Consider the following 15,019-nt stretch of genomic DNA (forward strand, 5'->3'; position numbering starts at 1 on the left):
TTTTTCTGCAATAACAAAAATAGAGAATTATTCAAAAACTGTTCAAAAAAAATATCCCGGCCGGTGTAAAGGCCAGGAAACTTATCATTTAGGGTTTTTTGGACATCCATGTCTGAAGAATAAGGAACATTCCACCAGTGGTCCAGTATAGTGGCAGTGCAGCTGGGGCAGTCAACGAAACGAACCCTATCATTACCGGTGAAATAAGCCCGAACATGCTCATTTGTTTTTTCTGTTGCGGTTCCATTCCAATCTGGGAAACCTTGAACTGGATAAAATAAACCAGTACAGCGATAGCGGTAAGGGTCCAATCGGGCTGCCCAAGGTTAAACCATAGAAACGTATGGGTTGCTATTTCTGGTGAATCTTTTATAGCGTAATAGAAACCAATTAGAATAGGAAACTGGATAATCATCGGCAGACAGCCCATTGATGCGAGCGGATTAAGCCCGTGTTTTTTATAGAGCATCTGCATTTCCTGCTGCATTTGCAGACGGGAATCCGTATCTTTCTTTTCCTTATACTTTTCTTGGATTACTTCCATTTCAGGCTTAACTTGCTTCATTTTCTTCTGAAGTTCGCGGCTGGTTCTCATTTGCTTCAGCATAAACGGCATGATCGCCACGCGTATCAGTAGTGTAATGACTATAATCGAAAGCCCGTAGTTTTCCCCGGTGAGTGAAGCGGTGAGCTTGATCAGGAATAAGAACGGGTCCACAAAGTAATGATCAAACCACCCAAATGTGCTGGATGCCGATTCCCCGTCAGCCCCACAGCCAGTCAAAATAATAATTGCAATTAATGCGCCGTATTTAAAGAAAGTGAATACAGTGTTTTTTTCCAATCGTTATGTCCTCCTCGTTTATGTTGGTTGTATGGAAACGAGAAGGAATGATTGTCCGAATCATCATCCGGAGAATCAATTCGCTTGGTTGTATGGGTGATCCAATTGTAAATATCTCTTACTGGTATGGTTGATTCATGCCTGGGCTGAAGGTTGTAATAATGGTTATGCAATTCGTGTATATAATCATACTGGCTCAGTCCTGTCTCTAACTGCCCTATATTCATCAACTGTTGGTGACCTATAAGAGAGAGTGCAATGCCCAAATAAAGAGACATGGGTGAGGCTTCACCTATCAACTCATACAAAAGCTCAATCAACATCTGTATTCACCTCCTTTACTCTAGTTGACTGTAATACGTGCGGGGAGGGTGATGGGTTTCAAAAGGGTGCTAATTGATCTTACAAGGGCATAAAAATGAGTACAACCTATTATAAGGAATGATTACTTGTGTGGTCCGATTTTAAAGAATTCGCGATGAAAGGAAACGTATTTGAACTGGCTGTGGCAGTTGTGATTGGTACCGCCTTTGGAAAAATTGTTTCTTCACTCGTTGAAAATATAATTATGCCGGTTGCGGGAATTTTGGGCAGTGGAGTCGATTTCACAGAAATGAAGTACACCGTTCGGGATGCGGATATTCTGTATGGCGAATTTATCCAGTCAATTTTTGACTTTCTGGTGATTGCTTTGTCGATATTCTTCTTTATCCGATTGATGAAAAAATTGCATCCGGAAAATGAGGAGGCGGAAAAGAAAGAGAAAAAGCCGGACAAGAAGGAAGAGCTCTTGACAGAAATTCGTGACCTCCTGAAGGACAAACCGGTCGTTATGTCGAAAAAGAAGAAAGTCAGTATACACATTAAGGGGAAGCGAGATGAAAACCATGAATAGATTTATTTTACACGTAGAAGGATTGGCGGTTCTAATCTTAAGTGTTTTCTTCTATTTTTCACTGGATTTCAGCTGGGTATTGTTTGTTGTCCTGCTGTTTATCCCGGATATTTCTATGATAGGATATATGTACAATACTTCGGTTGGAGCAATTTTCTATAATATTTTTCATTCGTACATATTGCCAATTGCTGTAGTTGGGATTGGAACGCTATTTTCTGTTCCAGTTTTGCTGGCAGTAGGTTTGATTTGGATTTCCCATATTGGAATGGACCGGATGATTGGATACGGCCTGAAGTATCCAACTGATTTTAAGGATACACATATGCAACGAATTTAAGAGAGAAACAGGTGGGGCAGGTTATGAAAGTACTCGCAGTTACAGGTTACAAACCAATGGAATTGAATCTATTCAAACCGGACGACGAACGGATTGCATTTATAAAGGCGGCTATCCGCAGACGGCTTGTTGGTTTTATTGAAGAGGGACTCGAGTGGGTGCTTATATCCGGGCAGATGGGTGTTGAACTCTGGGCAGGGGAGGTCGCGCTTGATTTGCAGGAAGAGTTTGGATTGAAGCTGGCGGTCATTCCACCATTTGAAAATCAGGAGAGCCGCTGGCCGGAACCGGTTCAGGAGCTTTATCAGGAACTTACAATGGAAGCTGATTTTTATCAGCCACTTTATAAGGGCGATTACAAAGGTCCCTATCAATTTAAAGCAAAAAACAAGTGGCTCGTCGACAAGAGTGATGGCTGCTTAATTCTTATTGATGAGGAGACCCCCGGCAGCAACCGTTTTTTTTATGGAGAGGCGAAGGAGGCCATAAAAGACTATCCGATTTATTTTATAACCCCGCCTGATCTTGACGATATAGTCGAGGAAATTCGTATGAACGATCCTGATTATTGGGGATGAGCGGTGGCTGATTAAATTCTTCACCTTGCAGCTTGGCGTTGCAAGGTTGAATTCATGAATTACACTCAAACCCGCTAAATATGGTACACTATCCTGAGAATACATCGAGGGGAGTGACTATCATGCGGCTAATTCGAGCTGGAATTCATTTTTATTTCAGTGGAATTATTATTTTAACTCTGGGGATTGCCCTGACGATCCAGTCGGCGCTTGGCGCGTCGCCGTTTGATGCACTTCTTGTCGGTCTGCACCGGACGTTTGGTCTGTCGGTAGGAAGTTGGGAGATAGTCGTTGGACTATCAATGATTCTCTGTAATGCACTCTTGGAGAAAAAAAGACCGGAATACGTAGCATTAATCACATCCCTTTTAACTGGGATAGGAATTGATGCATGGTTGATTACACTTGGTGGATGGGTCGAGCCATCAACCTTGATGGGACAGTCGGCCACCCTGGCGGCAGGGATTATTTTCATAGGAATGGGAATAGCACTTTATCTGCAATCCTCCATCGCACCAAACCCTATGGATCGTTCCATGCTAATTATTTCGGATCTTACCGGCTGGAATGTCACCTATTCACGAGCCTTAATCAGTGTAGGCCTAGTCGTTGTGGCATTTATCTTTAATGGTGCTATTGGAATTGGCACATTGATTAATGCATTGATTTCAGGACTGGTAATTAGCTTCTTCCTTCCATATGCAAAGGTCTTGCGTACAGGTGGACGCAAGCAACGGCAGAATTTAGCAGGCTGATTTTAATGTATAGATATAATTCCTCATCAAAAACTATCAGTGAACGTGAGAAGGAGGAATTATAATGGGTGGAAAACCTAAAGGACCGAAACAGCAGGAACAGCCTAACCTGCCAAAAAGCCCGAAGCAGCCTTATGGTGAACCGCTTCAGGGCTCACACAAGGTCAAACAGCGAAACCATTCCCGTCAAAAGCATAACCCGGGGCATGATATGTAAAAAAAAGCAGTGGAGCTTATTCCACTGCTTTTTACATTTCAGCTTCGACTAAGATTTGGGGGAGAAGCTAAGTTTTCTAATTTCACGTATATCGTCAACTGGACGCGGTAGTCTGCATACTATTAAGGAGAATACCATGAAGGGCGGAATGCGTGTGTATTATCGTCATCAAGAATCAAGAATCATAACTGTCACCGGTGTTGGCAGCCTGACAGTTCAACCGGAGATAGCAAAGGTTCTATTGGAAGTAGTAACGGAGGGATGGGAACTTAATGTGATTCAGCAGGAAAACGCGAGGACAGTGGAACGTGTTCTGGCGGGGCTGATGCAGTTAGGCATCCCACAGGAAGATATCCAGACAACCGTTTACGATATCGCACCTAAATATGATTATGTCGATGGCGTCCAGGAATTCAGGGGGTACGTTGTCACACATGGTTTGACCGTTAAAATTCAAGACATCAACCGCACGGGCGCGGTAATCGATACAGCGGTTCAGAACGGGGTTAACCGCGTATCCAATATTCAGTTCACCATAGAGGAACGGGATGTGTATTACCGGCGAGCACTAACTGATGCACTTGAGGATGCATATTCAAAAGCGCAGACACTGGCGGAGGGAATGCAGGTAGTTCTGGCACCCCATCCAATAAGGATTACGGAAAAAATAGAGGAGCCGCCCGTTGTATTTCAGGCATACTCCGCCGTAGAAACAGCTACTCCAATCCAACCTGGACAGATAGTGATTAATGCCAGTGTAAAAGCACAGTTTGTTTATTAGAGGCTTTTTGATGATAAGAAGGGATTAGGCGGCCTGCTGACGAATATATAAGCATCTATATAAAAGGAAGTGTCCAATTGAATACTAAACCCCTCGAAATTACGGGGTGTATTCTGCCCCGAGTGCGATGGGTTGCCAATGAAATGGAAGCGCGCGAAGTGGAATTGCATTGGATGTAGGGCTACCTCAAAGAACGCCCACATTCCAGCCCTGAAGGATTTTAATTTACTGTTCGGTAATACAATTACTAATAAGCAGGCAAGGGAGTTTTTGCGGTTGGAGTCTGAAGATGTCATGAAAAGACTTTTCAAAAAGGCCCAACTAAAGTATTCAGGAGAGATGAGGAATCGAAGGTATATCCTCAATTTGATATCGCCGGATGAGTGAGCATTTTCGCCGGAAGGATGAGCAAAATCGCCGGAAGTTCACTTAAAACCGCCGGAAAAGCCTTGATTGGAGTGAAACTTTCAGCCTACCCACCTCGTATTACTAATCAATTCACAAATTATGAATCTGCTTACTGCCCATTATGTTAAAATTTACCTGAAAGGGGTGAGTCACGATCCAATTATCAGCCAATGAAATAAAACAAATGCGGAAAAAGCAGTTCATTTACATTAATCTAACTTTTTTTGTCACTATAGTAGCTTTTGGCTTGCTTTCGAATCTGAGTCTTGAATACCTGACATTGGTGATGATGATAGCTGGAATCTGTATAATAATTTACTCTATTTACCGCTTCTTCAAAAAAGACCTAACAGCCTCGCCGATTCCGTTAATTCAGCAGATAAAAGAGCACGAATATCAAACAATGGGCCGCAAATGGGAGAAGCAGCAAAAGTCTGCTCGCATCATCCAGCCATTCATGGGCGCTTTACTTATAATACAGGCGCAATTAACACCTGACTTCGAGCATGAGCCTTCCGGGAATGGATGGTTTTTCCTAATTCCTATCGTGATACTAGCTATCGCGGTCAATATCGCTCTCTTCATCCATACAAGCAAAATTGACCGGGTGTCCAGCTCTCATGATTTCCGCAGAGAAGGCTGGAGTGCATTCGCAGTTGGCTTTGGTATCTTAATACTAATCGCTATCATATTATCCATTTTTATCTTTTCATCCATACTTATGCTCTTCTAGGGGGAAAACCATGCAATCCATAAAAATAACAAATCTAGCAAAAACATACGGCCGCCATCAGGCAGTAGATAATCTGAATCTGGAAATTAAAAAGGGAGAGCTGTTTGGCTTCTTGGGGCCTAACGGTGCAGGGAAAACGACAACAATCAAAATGCTGACTGGGCTGCTTGAACCAACGAGCGGAACGGCGGAAATCCATGGAATTGATATGTGGAAAAAGCCCCTTGAGGCAAAAAAACGTATCGCTTATGTGCCGGACCAGCCGAATTTATATCCTAAGCTGACCGGGTGGGATTATCTGGAGTTCGTGGCCTCGGTATTTCAAGTGCCACAACAGCAATTCCAACAGAAGGCAAAAGAAATGCTGCATCTCTTTAATCTTACCAAGCAGGCGAATGACTTAATCGAGAGCTACTCACACGGTATGAAACAGAAAATTGCCATCTGCGGTGCACTTGTTCATGAGCCGGATGTGCTGTTCCTGGATGAACCAACTGTTGGGCTTGATCCGAAAAGTGCACGCACATTGAAAAACTTGCTCCGCGAACTGTGCGACAACGGAATGACCGCATTTGTGTCCACGCATATCCTTGAAATTGCCGAGCAAATGTGTGACCGGGTCGGAATTATTCTTGACGGGAGAATAATCGCGCTTGATACGATGGCAGAACTGAAAAGCAGTGGCGGTGACTCCAACCTAAGTCTTGAAGATATCTTCCTCGAGCTGACTGGTGGAGAGGATCAGCAGGCGCTGATCAACGAAATAACTGATGAAGGTGAGCGGAGATGATTAAAGTTCTACTCAATAATCAGCGAAAAATCCTGATTAACACCCTCCGCGCACAGAGCGGCAAAAATTACATAAGCTATGTTTTTTCTATTGGGATTCTGGCGGTTCTTCTCTACCTTCTGTCAAGCGCCATCAAGGCGGTCGGCCCCTCGCTGTCTGGCCCCGTTCTCCAAGGGATTCTGTCGTACGGATTCTTGATGGTTGTTGGTATGATTGTCCTGCTTGGTTTGCCACAGGTTTTTAAGCATCTTTATTCGGCAACCGATTTGGCGCTATTATTTACCATGCCCATCCCGACCAGACACATATTTTGGGTAAAATATCTGCAAAGTTTTTTCGGCGTGCCACTTATTGTATTTATTTTTTTCATAACAGCTCTAATTGTTTATGGCGTCGTAACAGGGGCAAGTCTGCTGTTCTATCCGGTGGCGATTATACTTTTGGTGGCATTTATCGTGATTGGTCTGTCCATCGCGTATTTGTTCAACCTGCTTCTGATTCAGGTTGTGCCCGCAAGTAAGGCTAATGAGTTTATGACGGCGATGAGTGTGCTCTCCGGTGTGTTTATCTACCTCATGTTCATGATTCCAAACATTACGAACGACCGGCCCTTGACGGAGGTGCTCCTTTCCGGGCTGCCGTTATTTCCTGATTGGGTACCGGTCAGTTGGGCGAGCGAAGCCATTATCAAGTCGACAACTGGCTCGGCCGAATTCCTGCTGCCTTTCGTTCTGGTCATACTGCTTGCAGTATTATTGATGATGTTGACCATGTCACTTGTAGAAAAAGGTTTCCGCACTGGCTGGATCAAACTGAGCGAGGGCGGAGGGAAGAAGAAAAAGAAAATGTCTGCAAAAGCGTCCAAACGAAGTCTACGTCACCCGGTAATCGCGATTGGAAAAAAAGAATGGTATGCAATCAAGCGGGATATGCGTGAATGGCTAGTATTTATGCCGCTTCTATTCTTCTTTGTGGCAGGAATATTTGGCTTTATATCCGGTGGTGCCAGTCTCAGTGATCTTCGGGGCCCAAATCATATTACTTGGCCAATTGCTCAGGCGGCTTTCCTGTTTATCTATGCACTTTTCAATGGACAGCTTGCAGCCTCGTCGGTGGCGCGTGAAGCAAATGCTATCTGGGTGCTCCGTATCCTGCCGATTTCCGGTAAATATATAGCGCTCGGAAAACTGTGGATCAGTTGGCTGATTCCATTCACCATCCTAACCACCGTTGAAATTGCGCTGGGTATTGTCTTTAGTTGGACATTCATCCAATTCATCAGTGGAATTGTCATGAAGGCATTTATTACGATTGGCATCAGTGCAATCGGACTGTGGCTAGGTACTATTGGGGCAAAATACAATCCGGCTAACCCGCAGAACAGGCTGAAATTCAGTACAGGGTTTATTCTGATGATTACTTCTTATGTATATCTGCTGCTTGCTTTGATTCCGTACATCCTGCTGATTGTTCCACTAGATGCCATCGAATTTTTGACTGAAGTCAGAATGGATATGGACGGATTTTGGGAAGGGGTAGCGAGTGTTGTCCTTGGCCTGTTAAGCTGGAAGGGGCTCTACCCGACACTCGTACTAATTATTGGAATCATCATAATGATTATCTTCTCGCTTGGTGCTGGATATATCTTTACTATGGCAAGTGCACGAAATTTTGATAAGGGAATTGAAATCGAAATGGCTCAGGACACAAAAACGAAATCCCTATTTAACCGTGGTAAAACAGGAACTTGGAAATACTGAACGTGTAAAATATCACCCAACCAGGAATTTCTTTTAAAAGAAGGCTGTCAGTTAAAATGGCAGTCTTCTTTTTCCATCAGGAAGGGTGATAGAAAATGCTGCTTATTTATACGATTTACATGATGATTCACATTACAGTGGATGCAAGTGTATTTTATTAAGCAGGCGGCTAGGACTTGTCGAACCCTTCCAGCCAATTTCCCCTGTTTTCGTTGACAACCCTGTGCATTGTATCGAAAATGTGCTGCTCCTCAGCACTCAGCATTCCTTCTTTGTTCTTTTTGATTGTCAGATTGACTAGTTCTCCGCTGAATTTCCATCTGTCTTCTTTCCACATGCGCCGGTACTTTGCGTACACACCATCAATATATGGAATATCGTCAAGCATATTAATCAGCTCCTCTCAATATTATATGCTGAATTGCGAATATTTTGTGTTATGATGAGGGGAAAAGAGGGTGAGCTAAATGGGAACAATTGTCATGCTGATTTTTTATGCTATAACGTTATACATAGCATATCTGGTTATCACGGTAGCGGTGAGACATGGGATCAACAGCTCGGTTATTGGAGAAATAGTGAAGGAAAAGCATGTGATTGAGGAAGAAAAATTTTATCCAAAAGATGATTTGGATAAAGATTAGGAGCGGTTGAATGAAAAAACGTCTGGTTTGGACTTTATTTATTCTGGTTGGCGCAACCGCATTCCTGGTGGTCGCGATGCCGTTTGTAACCTTGCATTTCGGGAAGCACTATAGCGGTTCCGCTTATGGATTTGAAAAAGGGGAAGAGGAGCATTACGCGATAGAGCCGAGCGAAAATTGGGAGGTTTATATGTATGTCGTTTTGAATCACAATGAAAACATGTATCGCGAACCGGTCTCCAGATTAAAACTTGCCTCTAAATTGGATGACCTTCCCGATTCAGTCGATTACTCCATTACAGACACAGCTATCAACGGAACTGCCCAGCTCAATGGAGATAAAACCATTTTTGAAATTCCATCCGACAAAGCCCTGAAAAGAATGGCAGAAAACATGGAAACAATAGAATTGCAATTAAGCTGGAATGACCAGGAGGAAACCATGAAACTTCCATTCCTTACATCATTCGGCAGACGGCAATATCCTTGGTATCTGAAGTTTATGGAGAGTGATTTTGAATGACCAATTCTATAAAAATAAGAAAAGCAACCCAACAGGATGCCCAACAAATAGCCAAGGTTCACGTTGACAGTTGGCGGACTACATACCGGGGCATCGTTCCGGATTCTCTTTTGGACAGTATGTCTTACGATAAAAGGGAAAAGAAATGGAAACGGAAAATACCGGAAGATATTCTTTTTATTGCCGAAAAAAATGATGGCATGGTTGTTGGCTTCGCAAGCGGGGGTAACGAGAGACAACAACTTTACACTGGCTATGATAGTGAGGTTTACGCCATCTACATATTAAATGAATATCAGAAGAGGGGTATTGGCCGGCGATTAATCCGGGCTGTTGCGCAGGAATTAAGCAAGCAAGGGTTCAAAGCACTTCTAATATGGGTGCTTGAAGATAATGATTCTAAACATTTTTATGAAGCCATTGGCGGTCAACAACTCGGCCATGCTCAACTTGAGATTGGTGGGGAGTTATTTACCGAAACAGCGTATGGATGGACAGATATTCGGGAGTTGCTGAAATAAAAGAGTGAAATGAAGTTCAAACGAGGAAGGATGAACGAAATGCAATTTAACAGCTTTTCAGCTGCACAGGTTAGAATTGCTCGGCCAACTGATAAATTTGAGGAAGTTATAAAATTTTATGAAAGAGGCTTGGGACTTGAGCGCTTAACAGATTTCGAGAATCATAATGGATATACAGGTGTAATTCTGGGAATTCCAAATGCGGCGTATCATTTGGAATTTACCAAACACGCAAAAGGTAGCCCGTGCCCAGCACCTACTGAAGATAATTTACTTGTTTTCTATATTCCAGATAAGGAAGAGATTGATCGAGTGGCGGACCGGTTATTGGGTATGGGTTATCCTGATGTTCCTCCTGAAAATAATTATTGGAAAGAGAAGGGCATTACCATTGAAGATCCTGACGGCTGGCGCATTGTACTTATGAATACAAATGGTATCTAAAGGATGTTCTGCTGGATGACTTACACGGAGCGGAGAATAACGATAAGGAAGTCACCAGTGGGATAAAGGAGTATACATAATTTCATTAATCCGCAAGCTCCATAAACCTTGCTAGTGCATAGTCCCATTCTGCTTTATTATTATTTCGCACAGCGTGCAATAATTCATGAAACGCCGGCTGCAGACCGTAGAAACCTTGAACGCGTTTAAGGATGGATGCGGCCGGCTCTTTTCCTTCGTACCAAGCCAGTACATCGTGGGTGAACTCAGGTCCCCAACCCCAGTAGAATCCCGCGAAGTCCATCGCAGAATCTCCAATTTGAGCGTCGGTAAAATCAATGACTCCGGTTACCTCTCTGTTTTTGCATATGATATTCGATGCAGTTAAATCACCATGAACAATCGTGTCCAACTGTTGGCAGGCTTTATAATCATCCAGAAATCCTGTAAATACAGCCTGGATTTTTTCCTTTTCAGAATTACTAATTAGGGGAAAGACCTCTTTTTGAACTGAATGAAAAAGATTTTCCCAGAATGCATATGTTCTCTCAATCTTAAGATCTGTCTGCGCAGGGTTAATTTGATGAAGTCTGGTCAAAAAATCACCAAGAATCATTGCGCTTTTTTTATCGGGATGACAACTTTTGAGTGGAGCACCATCTATATAATCATAATAAACACATTTTAATTTGCCGTTTTCGTCGTTCAGCTTATGATACACCGGCAAACCAATTAATAGGTGTTTATTTATTAAGCTCTCCAGCAGTGCAGCTTCCGCATGTATCTTATCAGCAATCGCTTCTGTCTTTGGAAAGCGGAAAACAAGCTGCTGATTCACAATCAATATGTCATTGTCCCAGCCCTCGTCATTTATCTGAACACTATTGATTTCTAACTTCGGTAATGAAGTTTTGATAAAGTCTAACAGCTTATTCGTCACAAAAATTCCCCCTCCTTGATACACCTAATTTAGCATATTTAAAGGAATTTCAGCACAAGAAATCGAAATAGTCATCATATAGAGAAGAAAGAGGGAGTACGAGATGGAAATTCAAAAACTACATCTACAGGAAACGAAAGCACCGATGGACTTGCTTCTGCTTGCTGATCCATCGGAAGAACAGGTTAATTCCTATTTGAAAAAAGGACAGTGTTATATCGCGAAAATTTCTAATAGGATAATAGGAGTGTACGTTCTTGTACCAATCAATTCACGGAGAATTGAAATTAAAAACATTGCGGTGGCTGAAAACGAACAGGGCAAAGGAAATGGCAAAGAATTGGTGAAGCATGCAGTCGCGAATGCATGCCTGCAAGGTTATAAGGTAGTGGAGATTGGTACTGGAAATTCGAGTATTGGCCAGCTAGCACTTTATCAGAAATGCGGTTTTCGAATCACAGGGGTAAGAAAGAACTTTTTTAAAAAGAATTACGAAGAAGAAATTGTCGAGAACGGTATTACATGCATAGATATGGTACGACTTGAAATGGTACTGGAGTAAAGGAGAAACATTATGCAACTATACATTCAGGCATCAATAGTATTGGGCTTGTTATTTATTATTTTTATTTTTACAGCATCTACTTCTGTAATGGCAGTCTTAACAACTTTGGAATGGGTGACGACTTACATCTTGCCGTGGATTGCCCTCTACTGGTTTATTCAGTTTGTGAAAGCCTATAAGGAGCGAACGAAATAATGGATTATGTAAAAGAACTTAGGAAAGTGGTCGGTCACCGTCCGCTAATCTTGCCGGGTGCCGTTGTAATTATTTTGAATGGAAAAAATGAGCTGTTATTGCAAAACAGAAATGATGGCGGATGGGGATTGCCGGGCGGACTGATGGAAATGGGAGAGAGTATTGAGGAAACCGCACGCCGAGAGGTTAAAGAAGAAACTAATCTGGAAATCGAAGAACTCCAACTTATGGGGATATTTTCAGGCGAGGAATATTTTTTCAAAATAGATAATGGGGATGAATTTTATTCGGTTACAGCGGTATATGCGACCGAGGATGTAAAAGGAGATCTCGCTGTCAACAAAACGGAAGCTTCCGACCTTCAGTATTTCCATCTAAATCATCTGCCGGATGATATGGCATATGAATACCGGAGTTACATAACTCCGTTCGTGAAAAAGTTGCTTAAAGTGGGTGAATAATATGGAAAAATGGTATGGAGCAGCGGGTGTTTGCATAGATGATAGAAAAAGGCTTCTTATGGTTAAACAGGGGCTGCCTGAAGAGAAAAAGCTCTGGTCGATTCCTTCGGGCGGTATAGAAAAAGGTGAGTCTCCTGAGGAATGCTGCATTAGAGAGATTAAGGAAGAAACCGGATATGAGGCAGAAATCGCCAAATCCTTATATGTTAAGGAAGGCAGTACGTTTGGTGTTCAGGTTGAAGTTCATTATTTTCTCCTCGAAATTTTGGGCGGTTTTGCCAACATACAGGATCCTGACAATCTCATTTACGAGATAGGCTGGAAGACAGTTGAAGAGTTACAGGAACTGGAACTATCGTTTCCGGAAGACAGAGAGGTATTACTCGACTACATACAGAAATATGGCAGAAAAGAAATCAAAAAGTAAAACCAATTTCTAATATAGAAAGAGGTGATTCGTTATTCTGTCATTCATCGCTTTAGGCTTGTTGATCATTATAGTTGCTTCCCTTTTCTTTGCATTGAGAAATGAGCATCGAATGTATTGGATTACTGCTTTAGCCACCTATTTGTTCAGTTTTCTGGCGGGTTTTGGAATCGGCCAGATAACAGTAGGATTTACATTTGTATTTATAATCCTTGCTATCGCACACAGTTTCAATTGGATAAAAAACGGGATGCATTACATGGCATTCCTCGTATCGGGGCTGGTAATCGGTGGTCTTGCCATCACATATGTTGATGATGCTTTGCTGTTTTTCCCGTTTGTTCTTCTAGGATAAATGAGGGGCTTGTTTTAATTCCTCCGAAAAAAGGAATAGCATAACAAATGATAAATGGAGGAGATTACAATGTTTAAGAAATTGATTAAATTTGGTCCAATCGTTTATCCAATTGCTAGGAAGTTCATGAATCGACGCAAACAGAGAAAATATACACGGTAAAATGACATGACTGGGGCTGCCTATAAAATGGGTGGCCTTCTTTGATAACAGGTTCCGCTTCCTATCCAAAACTTTATAAATACGTACCAGAGTATATATAGTGATGTATACCAAATTGCGTTACTAAAAATAACTTAGATTGAATTATAGTAATGGCTTCTTCTACCGCCCCTTTTAAAATAATTAGTCGAGCAGCCTTCTATTGATAAGAACATAGGTGACAGTTAGTAAAACCAACATAGCAACTATAAGAACAGTTGCCTCATAAGGGTAGTCAATAAAACTATGTATAACTACTAAAAACCCTAACGGAAGAAAAAAGCTCCCCCCTGTAATTTTACCTAATAAGGATTTATTTTTTTTGTTTTTTTCGTTAAAGCCAGCTAATAACCACGTTTGCTTTTTCACAGCCACCAAGTAGGAAACAAGTAAAAGAGCTATACCTATAATTAAAAATCCGTAGTCCATCTTTGAACCTCCTAAAAACCGTATTCATTTCCCAATACTTTATTTACGATTTTTGATAAAAAAAGTTCCTTGTTATTCAACTAAACTGCCTCGTTCAAGTATTATTATCTTACTCCAAACTTCTTCATGAGGATAAACAATTGAATACCCAATATTACCTTGGAGATGAATCTTGTCAAAGTGGTACACGCCCAATCAGATAAAGATTAGGATAAACTTACATTTTTTAAAGATTTTTTCATACAATTCTTTAAGAGGTGATGAATAGTGCCAAGAGTAGCGTATATTGAAAATGACATTAACTTAATAGCGAGGATGATGAGGGCAGAAGCCGAGGGTGAAGGACGACTGGGAATGCTGATGGTTGGTAATGTTATTGTAAATCGACTAAAAGCGGATTGTTTAGATTTTAAAGATTTACGGTCAATACGGGAAGTGATTTTTCAAGTGCAAGGAGGAAATTATTCTTTTGAAGCAGTACAAAAAGGTAATTTATTTTATAGTCCAGCAAGAAGCGTAGAAAAAAAATTAGCTAGGCAAGTCGTAAAATATTGGAGAAAACATCCTTCAAAGTATGCTCTTTGGTATTTTAATCCGTATGCTGCATGTCCTCCTACGTGGTACGGTCAACCACTTACAGGACAATATAAACAACATTGCTATTATGAACCAGTAGCTAATACATGCGAAAGTGCTTATAGATATTAAAAATACCCTACACATGGTGGGGGATTTTGCTCGTAAACCATCCTTCGATTATGCACCAGTTAGCCTACTATAATTTATTCATCGGAAGCTTCTCCCAAACTTAAAAAATCCTCTTGTAGCCAACAATAATTTTGTCCATCATTACTATAAGCCTTTTTACAAAAAACTTTAAACTGCTCCGCAACAGCTGTGTAAAAGACCGGGATAATAGAATAAGGTTCTGGGCGTCCATAAAAGTGGATCCGTTAAAAGACATAAAAGTGGCTCCTGGTAGGACTAAGAGGTCCACTGGTTCCGCTATATGACAAACTTCATCGATTTTGACGATGAAAAAGGAAAATAGCGAAATGAGGTTCCATATAGAAAGCAAAATGACGATAATGTAGGGAATAACGGAATGACGTTCCACAGAAGCGGCGACCAGTTCTACCTAACACATTTTCGGGAAATATTTCTCCTTATCGTCGCATCTTCGCTTATCAGCAGACCGAATTTTCGCAACACA

General features: G+C 41.7%; 24 protein-coding genes. 19 read left to right on the forward strand and 5 right to left on the reverse strand.

The window, feature by feature from the left end:
• Positions 1-88: 88 nt before the first annotated feature.
• Both yidC and ACFO3D_RS12355 read right to left on the reverse strand, forming a co-directional pair.
• On the reverse strand, positions 89-844 hold the full coding sequence (yidC, locus tag ACFO3D_RS12350; protein WP_390296386.1) for a membrane protein insertase YidC: 756 nt from the start codon (positions 842-844) through the stop codon (positions 89-91).
• On the reverse strand, positions 799-1,167 hold the full coding sequence (locus ACFO3D_RS12355; RefSeq protein WP_390296388.1) for a forkhead box protein: 369 nt from the start codon (positions 1,165-1,167) through the stop codon (positions 799-801). Before ACFO3D_RS12355 ends, yidC begins: the two co-directional genes overlap by 46 nt.
• Before the next feature lie 128 nt (positions 1,168-1,295).
• Between ACFO3D_RS12355 and mscL the strand changes: the two genes are divergently transcribed.
• The 9 genes from mscL to ACFO3D_RS12400 all read left to right on the forward strand — a co-directional run bounded on the left by mscL (position 1,296) and on the right by ACFO3D_RS12400 (position 8,101).
• Positions 1,296-1,739, forward strand: coding sequence for a large-conductance mechanosensitive channel protein MscL (gene mscL, locus ACFO3D_RS12360; RefSeq protein WP_390296390.1), 444 nt, complete (start codon positions 1,296-1,298; stop codon positions 1,737-1,739).
• Entirely contained in the window at positions 1,723-2,079 is a 357-nt protein-coding gene (locus ACFO3D_RS12365) for a DUF4260 domain-containing protein (protein WP_390296392.1), read from the forward strand. Before mscL ends, ACFO3D_RS12365 begins: the two co-directional genes overlap by 17 nt.
• A 23-nt stretch (positions 2,080-2,102) precedes the next feature.
• Complete coding sequence (locus tag ACFO3D_RS12370) at positions 2,103-2,657, forward strand: SLOG family protein (RefSeq protein WP_390296394.1); 555 nt, start codon at positions 2,103-2,105, stop codon at positions 2,655-2,657.
• 122 nt (positions 2,658-2,779) lie between these two features.
• A complete protein-coding gene (locus ACFO3D_RS12375; protein WP_390296396.1) occupies positions 2,780-3,412 on the forward strand; it encodes a YczE/YyaS/YitT family protein in 633 nt (210 codons plus the stop codon).
• A gap of 64 nt (positions 3,413-3,476) precedes the next feature.
• Entirely contained in the window at positions 3,477-3,629 is a 153-nt protein-coding gene (locus tag ACFO3D_RS12380) for a small acid-soluble spore protein P (protein ID WP_390296398.1), read from the forward strand.
• A gap of 136 nt (positions 3,630-3,765) precedes the next feature.
• Positions 3,766-4,410, forward strand: a complete 645-nt coding sequence (locus ACFO3D_RS12385; RefSeq protein ID WP_390296400.1) for an SIMPL domain-containing protein — start codon at positions 3,766-3,768, stop codon at positions 4,408-4,410.
• A 592-nt stretch (positions 4,411-5,002) separates the two neighbouring features.
• The gene (locus tag ACFO3D_RS12390) at positions 5,003-5,551 is read left to right on the forward strand and encodes a hypothetical protein (protein WP_390296402.1); all 549 of its coding nucleotides are present in this window, start codon (positions 5,003-5,005) and stop codon (positions 5,549-5,551) included.
• A 10-nt stretch (positions 5,552-5,561) separates the two neighbouring features.
• Positions 5,562-6,341: an ABC transporter ATP-binding protein gene (locus ACFO3D_RS12395; RefSeq protein ID WP_390296404.1), complete on the forward strand. Its 780-nt coding sequence runs from the start codon at positions 5,562-5,564 to the stop codon at positions 6,339-6,341.
• Complete coding sequence (locus ACFO3D_RS12400; protein ID WP_390296406.1) at positions 6,338-8,101, forward strand: putative ABC transporter permease subunit; 1,764 nt, start codon at positions 6,338-6,340, stop codon at positions 8,099-8,101. Before ACFO3D_RS12395 ends, ACFO3D_RS12400 begins: the two co-directional genes overlap by 4 nt.
• 169 nt (positions 8,102-8,270) lie before the next feature.
• On the opposite strand, the gene ACFO3D_RS12405 is transcribed toward ACFO3D_RS12400, so the two are convergent.
• Entirely contained in the window at positions 8,271-8,489 is a 219-nt protein-coding gene (locus tag ACFO3D_RS12405; RefSeq protein WP_390296408.1) for a hypothetical protein, read from the reverse strand.
• A gap of 79 nt (positions 8,490-8,568) precedes the next feature.
• On the opposite strand from ACFO3D_RS12405, the gene ACFO3D_RS12410 reads away from it, so the two are divergent.
• The 4 genes from ACFO3D_RS12410 to ACFO3D_RS12425 are packed head-to-tail and all read left to right on the forward strand — an operon-like array spanning position 8,569 to position 10,233.
• On the forward strand, positions 8,569-8,745 hold the full coding sequence (locus ACFO3D_RS12410) for a hypothetical protein (RefSeq protein ID WP_390296410.1): 177 nt from the start codon (positions 8,569-8,571) through the stop codon (positions 8,743-8,745).
• Positions 8,746-8,755: 10 nt separating this feature from the next.
• Positions 8,756-9,268: a hypothetical protein gene (locus ACFO3D_RS12415; RefSeq protein ID WP_390296412.1), complete on the forward strand. Its 513-nt coding sequence runs from the start codon at positions 8,756-8,758 to the stop codon at positions 9,266-9,268.
• On the forward strand, positions 9,265-9,789 hold the full coding sequence (locus tag ACFO3D_RS12420; RefSeq protein WP_390296414.1) for a GNAT family N-acetyltransferase: 525 nt from the start codon (positions 9,265-9,267) through the stop codon (positions 9,787-9,789). Before ACFO3D_RS12415 ends, ACFO3D_RS12420 begins: the two co-directional genes overlap by 4 nt.
• 39 nt (positions 9,790-9,828) lie before the next feature.
• On the forward strand, positions 9,829-10,233 hold the full coding sequence (locus ACFO3D_RS12425; RefSeq protein ID WP_390297333.1) for a VOC family protein: 405 nt from the start codon (positions 9,829-9,831) through the stop codon (positions 10,231-10,233).
• A gap of 85 nt (positions 10,234-10,318) precedes the next feature.
• Here ACFO3D_RS12425 and ACFO3D_RS12430 read toward each other — a convergent pair whose 3' ends face one another.
• Positions 10,319-11,173 carry a phosphotransferase family protein gene (locus ACFO3D_RS12430; RefSeq protein ID WP_390296416.1) on the reverse strand — a complete coding sequence of 285 codons (855 nt, stop codon included), beginning with the start codon at positions 11,171-11,173 and terminating at the stop codon, positions 10,319-10,321.
• Between the two features lie 103 nt (positions 11,174-11,276).
• On the opposite strand from ACFO3D_RS12430, the gene ACFO3D_RS12435 reads away from it, so the two are divergent.
• The 5 genes from ACFO3D_RS12435 to ACFO3D_RS12455 all read left to right on the forward strand — a co-directional run bounded on the left by ACFO3D_RS12435 (position 11,277) and on the right by ACFO3D_RS12455 (position 13,176).
• Positions 11,277-11,735 carry a GNAT family N-acetyltransferase gene (locus tag ACFO3D_RS12435; RefSeq protein ID WP_390296418.1) on the forward strand — a complete coding sequence of 153 codons (459 nt, stop codon included), beginning with the start codon at positions 11,277-11,279 and terminating at the stop codon, positions 11,733-11,735.
• A 12-nt stretch (positions 11,736-11,747) separates the two neighbouring features.
• Complete coding sequence (locus ACFO3D_RS12440; RefSeq protein WP_390296420.1) at positions 11,748-11,933, forward strand: hypothetical protein; 186 nt, start codon at positions 11,748-11,750, stop codon at positions 11,931-11,933.
• Positions 11,933-12,394 carry an NUDIX hydrolase gene (locus ACFO3D_RS12445; protein WP_390296422.1) on the forward strand — a complete coding sequence of 154 codons (462 nt, stop codon included), beginning with the start codon at positions 11,933-11,935 and terminating at the stop codon, positions 12,392-12,394. The genes ACFO3D_RS12440 and ACFO3D_RS12445 overlap by 1 nt, the downstream gene beginning before the upstream one ends.
• Position 12,395: 1 nt before the next feature.
• On the forward strand, positions 12,396-12,821 hold the full coding sequence (locus ACFO3D_RS12450) for an NUDIX hydrolase (RefSeq protein WP_390296424.1): 426 nt from the start codon (positions 12,396-12,398) through the stop codon (positions 12,819-12,821).
• A 112-nt stretch (positions 12,822-12,933) separates the two neighbouring features.
• Positions 12,934-13,176, forward strand: a complete 243-nt coding sequence (locus ACFO3D_RS12455) for a hypothetical protein (protein ID WP_390296426.1) — start codon at positions 12,934-12,936, stop codon at positions 13,174-13,176.
• A 345-nt stretch (positions 13,177-13,521) separates the two neighbouring features.
• On the opposite strand, the gene ACFO3D_RS12460 is transcribed toward ACFO3D_RS12455, so the two are convergent.
• Complete coding sequence (locus tag ACFO3D_RS12460) at positions 13,522-13,806, reverse strand: DUF3784 domain-containing protein (RefSeq protein ID WP_390296428.1); 285 nt, start codon at positions 13,804-13,806, stop codon at positions 13,522-13,524.
• 267 nt (positions 13,807-14,073) lie between these two features.
• Between ACFO3D_RS12460 and ACFO3D_RS12465 the strand changes: the two genes are divergently transcribed.
• On the forward strand, positions 14,074-14,514 hold the full coding sequence (locus tag ACFO3D_RS12465; protein ID WP_390296430.1) for a cell wall hydrolase: 441 nt from the start codon (positions 14,074-14,076) through the stop codon (positions 14,512-14,514).
• The last annotated feature ends 505 nt before the right edge of the window (positions 14,515-15,019 follow it).

The organism is Virgibacillus kekensis (assembly GCF_042654125.1).
Lineage (GTDB): Bacteria > Bacillota > Bacilli > Bacillales > Amphibacillaceae > Lentibacillus > Lentibacillus kekensis.

Coding starts and splice junctions, on each gene's coding strand:
- ACFO3D_RS12355 (WP_390296388.1), bottom strand. CDS start 1,167: ATGTTGATTGAGCTTTTGTATGAGTTGATAGGTGAAGCCTCACCCATG.
- ACFO3D_RS12395 (WP_390296404.1), top strand. CDS start 5,562: ATGCAATCCATAAAAATAACAAATCTAGCAAAAACATACGGCCGCCAT.
- ACFO3D_RS12455 (WP_390296426.1), top strand. CDS start 12,934: ATGTATTGGATTACTGCTTTAGCCACCTATTTGTTCAGTTTTCTGGCG.
- ACFO3D_RS12410 (WP_390296410.1), top strand. CDS start 8,569: ATGGGAACAATTGTCATGCTGATTTTTTATGCTATAACGTTATACATA.
- ACFO3D_RS12405 (WP_390296408.1), bottom strand. CDS start 8,489: ATGCTTGACGATATTCCATATATTGATGGTGTGTACGCAAAGTACCGG.
- ACFO3D_RS12445 (WP_390296422.1), top strand. CDS start 11,933: ATGGATTATGTAAAAGAACTTAGGAAAGTGGTCGGTCACCGTCCGCTA.
- ACFO3D_RS12390 (WP_390296402.1), top strand. CDS start 5,003: ATGCGGAAAAAGCAGTTCATTTACATTAATCTAACTTTTTTTGTCACT.
- ACFO3D_RS12380 (WP_390296398.1), top strand. CDS start 3,477: ATGGGTGGAAAACCTAAAGGACCGAAACAGCAGGAACAGCCTAACCTG.
- ACFO3D_RS12400 (WP_390296406.1), top strand. CDS start 6,338: ATGATTAAAGTTCTACTCAATAATCAGCGAAAAATCCTGATTAACACC.
- ACFO3D_RS12420 (WP_390296414.1), top strand. CDS start 9,265: ATGACCAATTCTATAAAAATAAGAAAAGCAACCCAACAGGATGCCCAA.
- ACFO3D_RS12385 (WP_390296400.1), top strand. CDS start 3,766: ATGAAGGGCGGAATGCGTGTGTATTATCGTCATCAAGAATCAAGAATC.
- ACFO3D_RS12365 (WP_390296392.1), top strand. CDS start 1,723: ATGAAAACCATGAATAGATTTATTTTACACGTAGAAGGATTGGCGGTT.
- ACFO3D_RS12450 (WP_390296424.1), top strand. CDS start 12,396: ATGGAAAAATGGTATGGAGCAGCGGGTGTTTGCATAGATGATAGAAAA.
- ACFO3D_RS12415 (WP_390296412.1), top strand. CDS start 8,756: ATGAAAAAACGTCTGGTTTGGACTTTATTTATTCTGGTTGGCGCAACC.
- ACFO3D_RS12375 (WP_390296396.1), top strand. CDS start 2,780: ATGCGGCTAATTCGAGCTGGAATTCATTTTTATTTCAGTGGAATTATT.
- ACFO3D_RS12435 (WP_390296418.1), top strand. CDS start 11,277: ATGGAAATTCAAAAACTACATCTACAGGAAACGAAAGCACCGATGGAC.
- ACFO3D_RS12370 (WP_390296394.1), top strand. CDS start 2,103: ATGAAAGTACTCGCAGTTACAGGTTACAAACCAATGGAATTGAATCTA.
- ACFO3D_RS12425 (WP_390297333.1), top strand. CDS start 9,829: ATGCAATTTAACAGCTTTTCAGCTGCACAGGTTAGAATTGCTCGGCCA.
- ACFO3D_RS12460 (WP_390296428.1), bottom strand. CDS start 13,806: ATGGACTACGGATTTTTAATTATAGGTATAGCTCTTTTACTTGTTTCC.
- ACFO3D_RS12440 (WP_390296420.1), top strand. CDS start 11,748: ATGCAACTATACATTCAGGCATCAATAGTATTGGGCTTGTTATTTATT.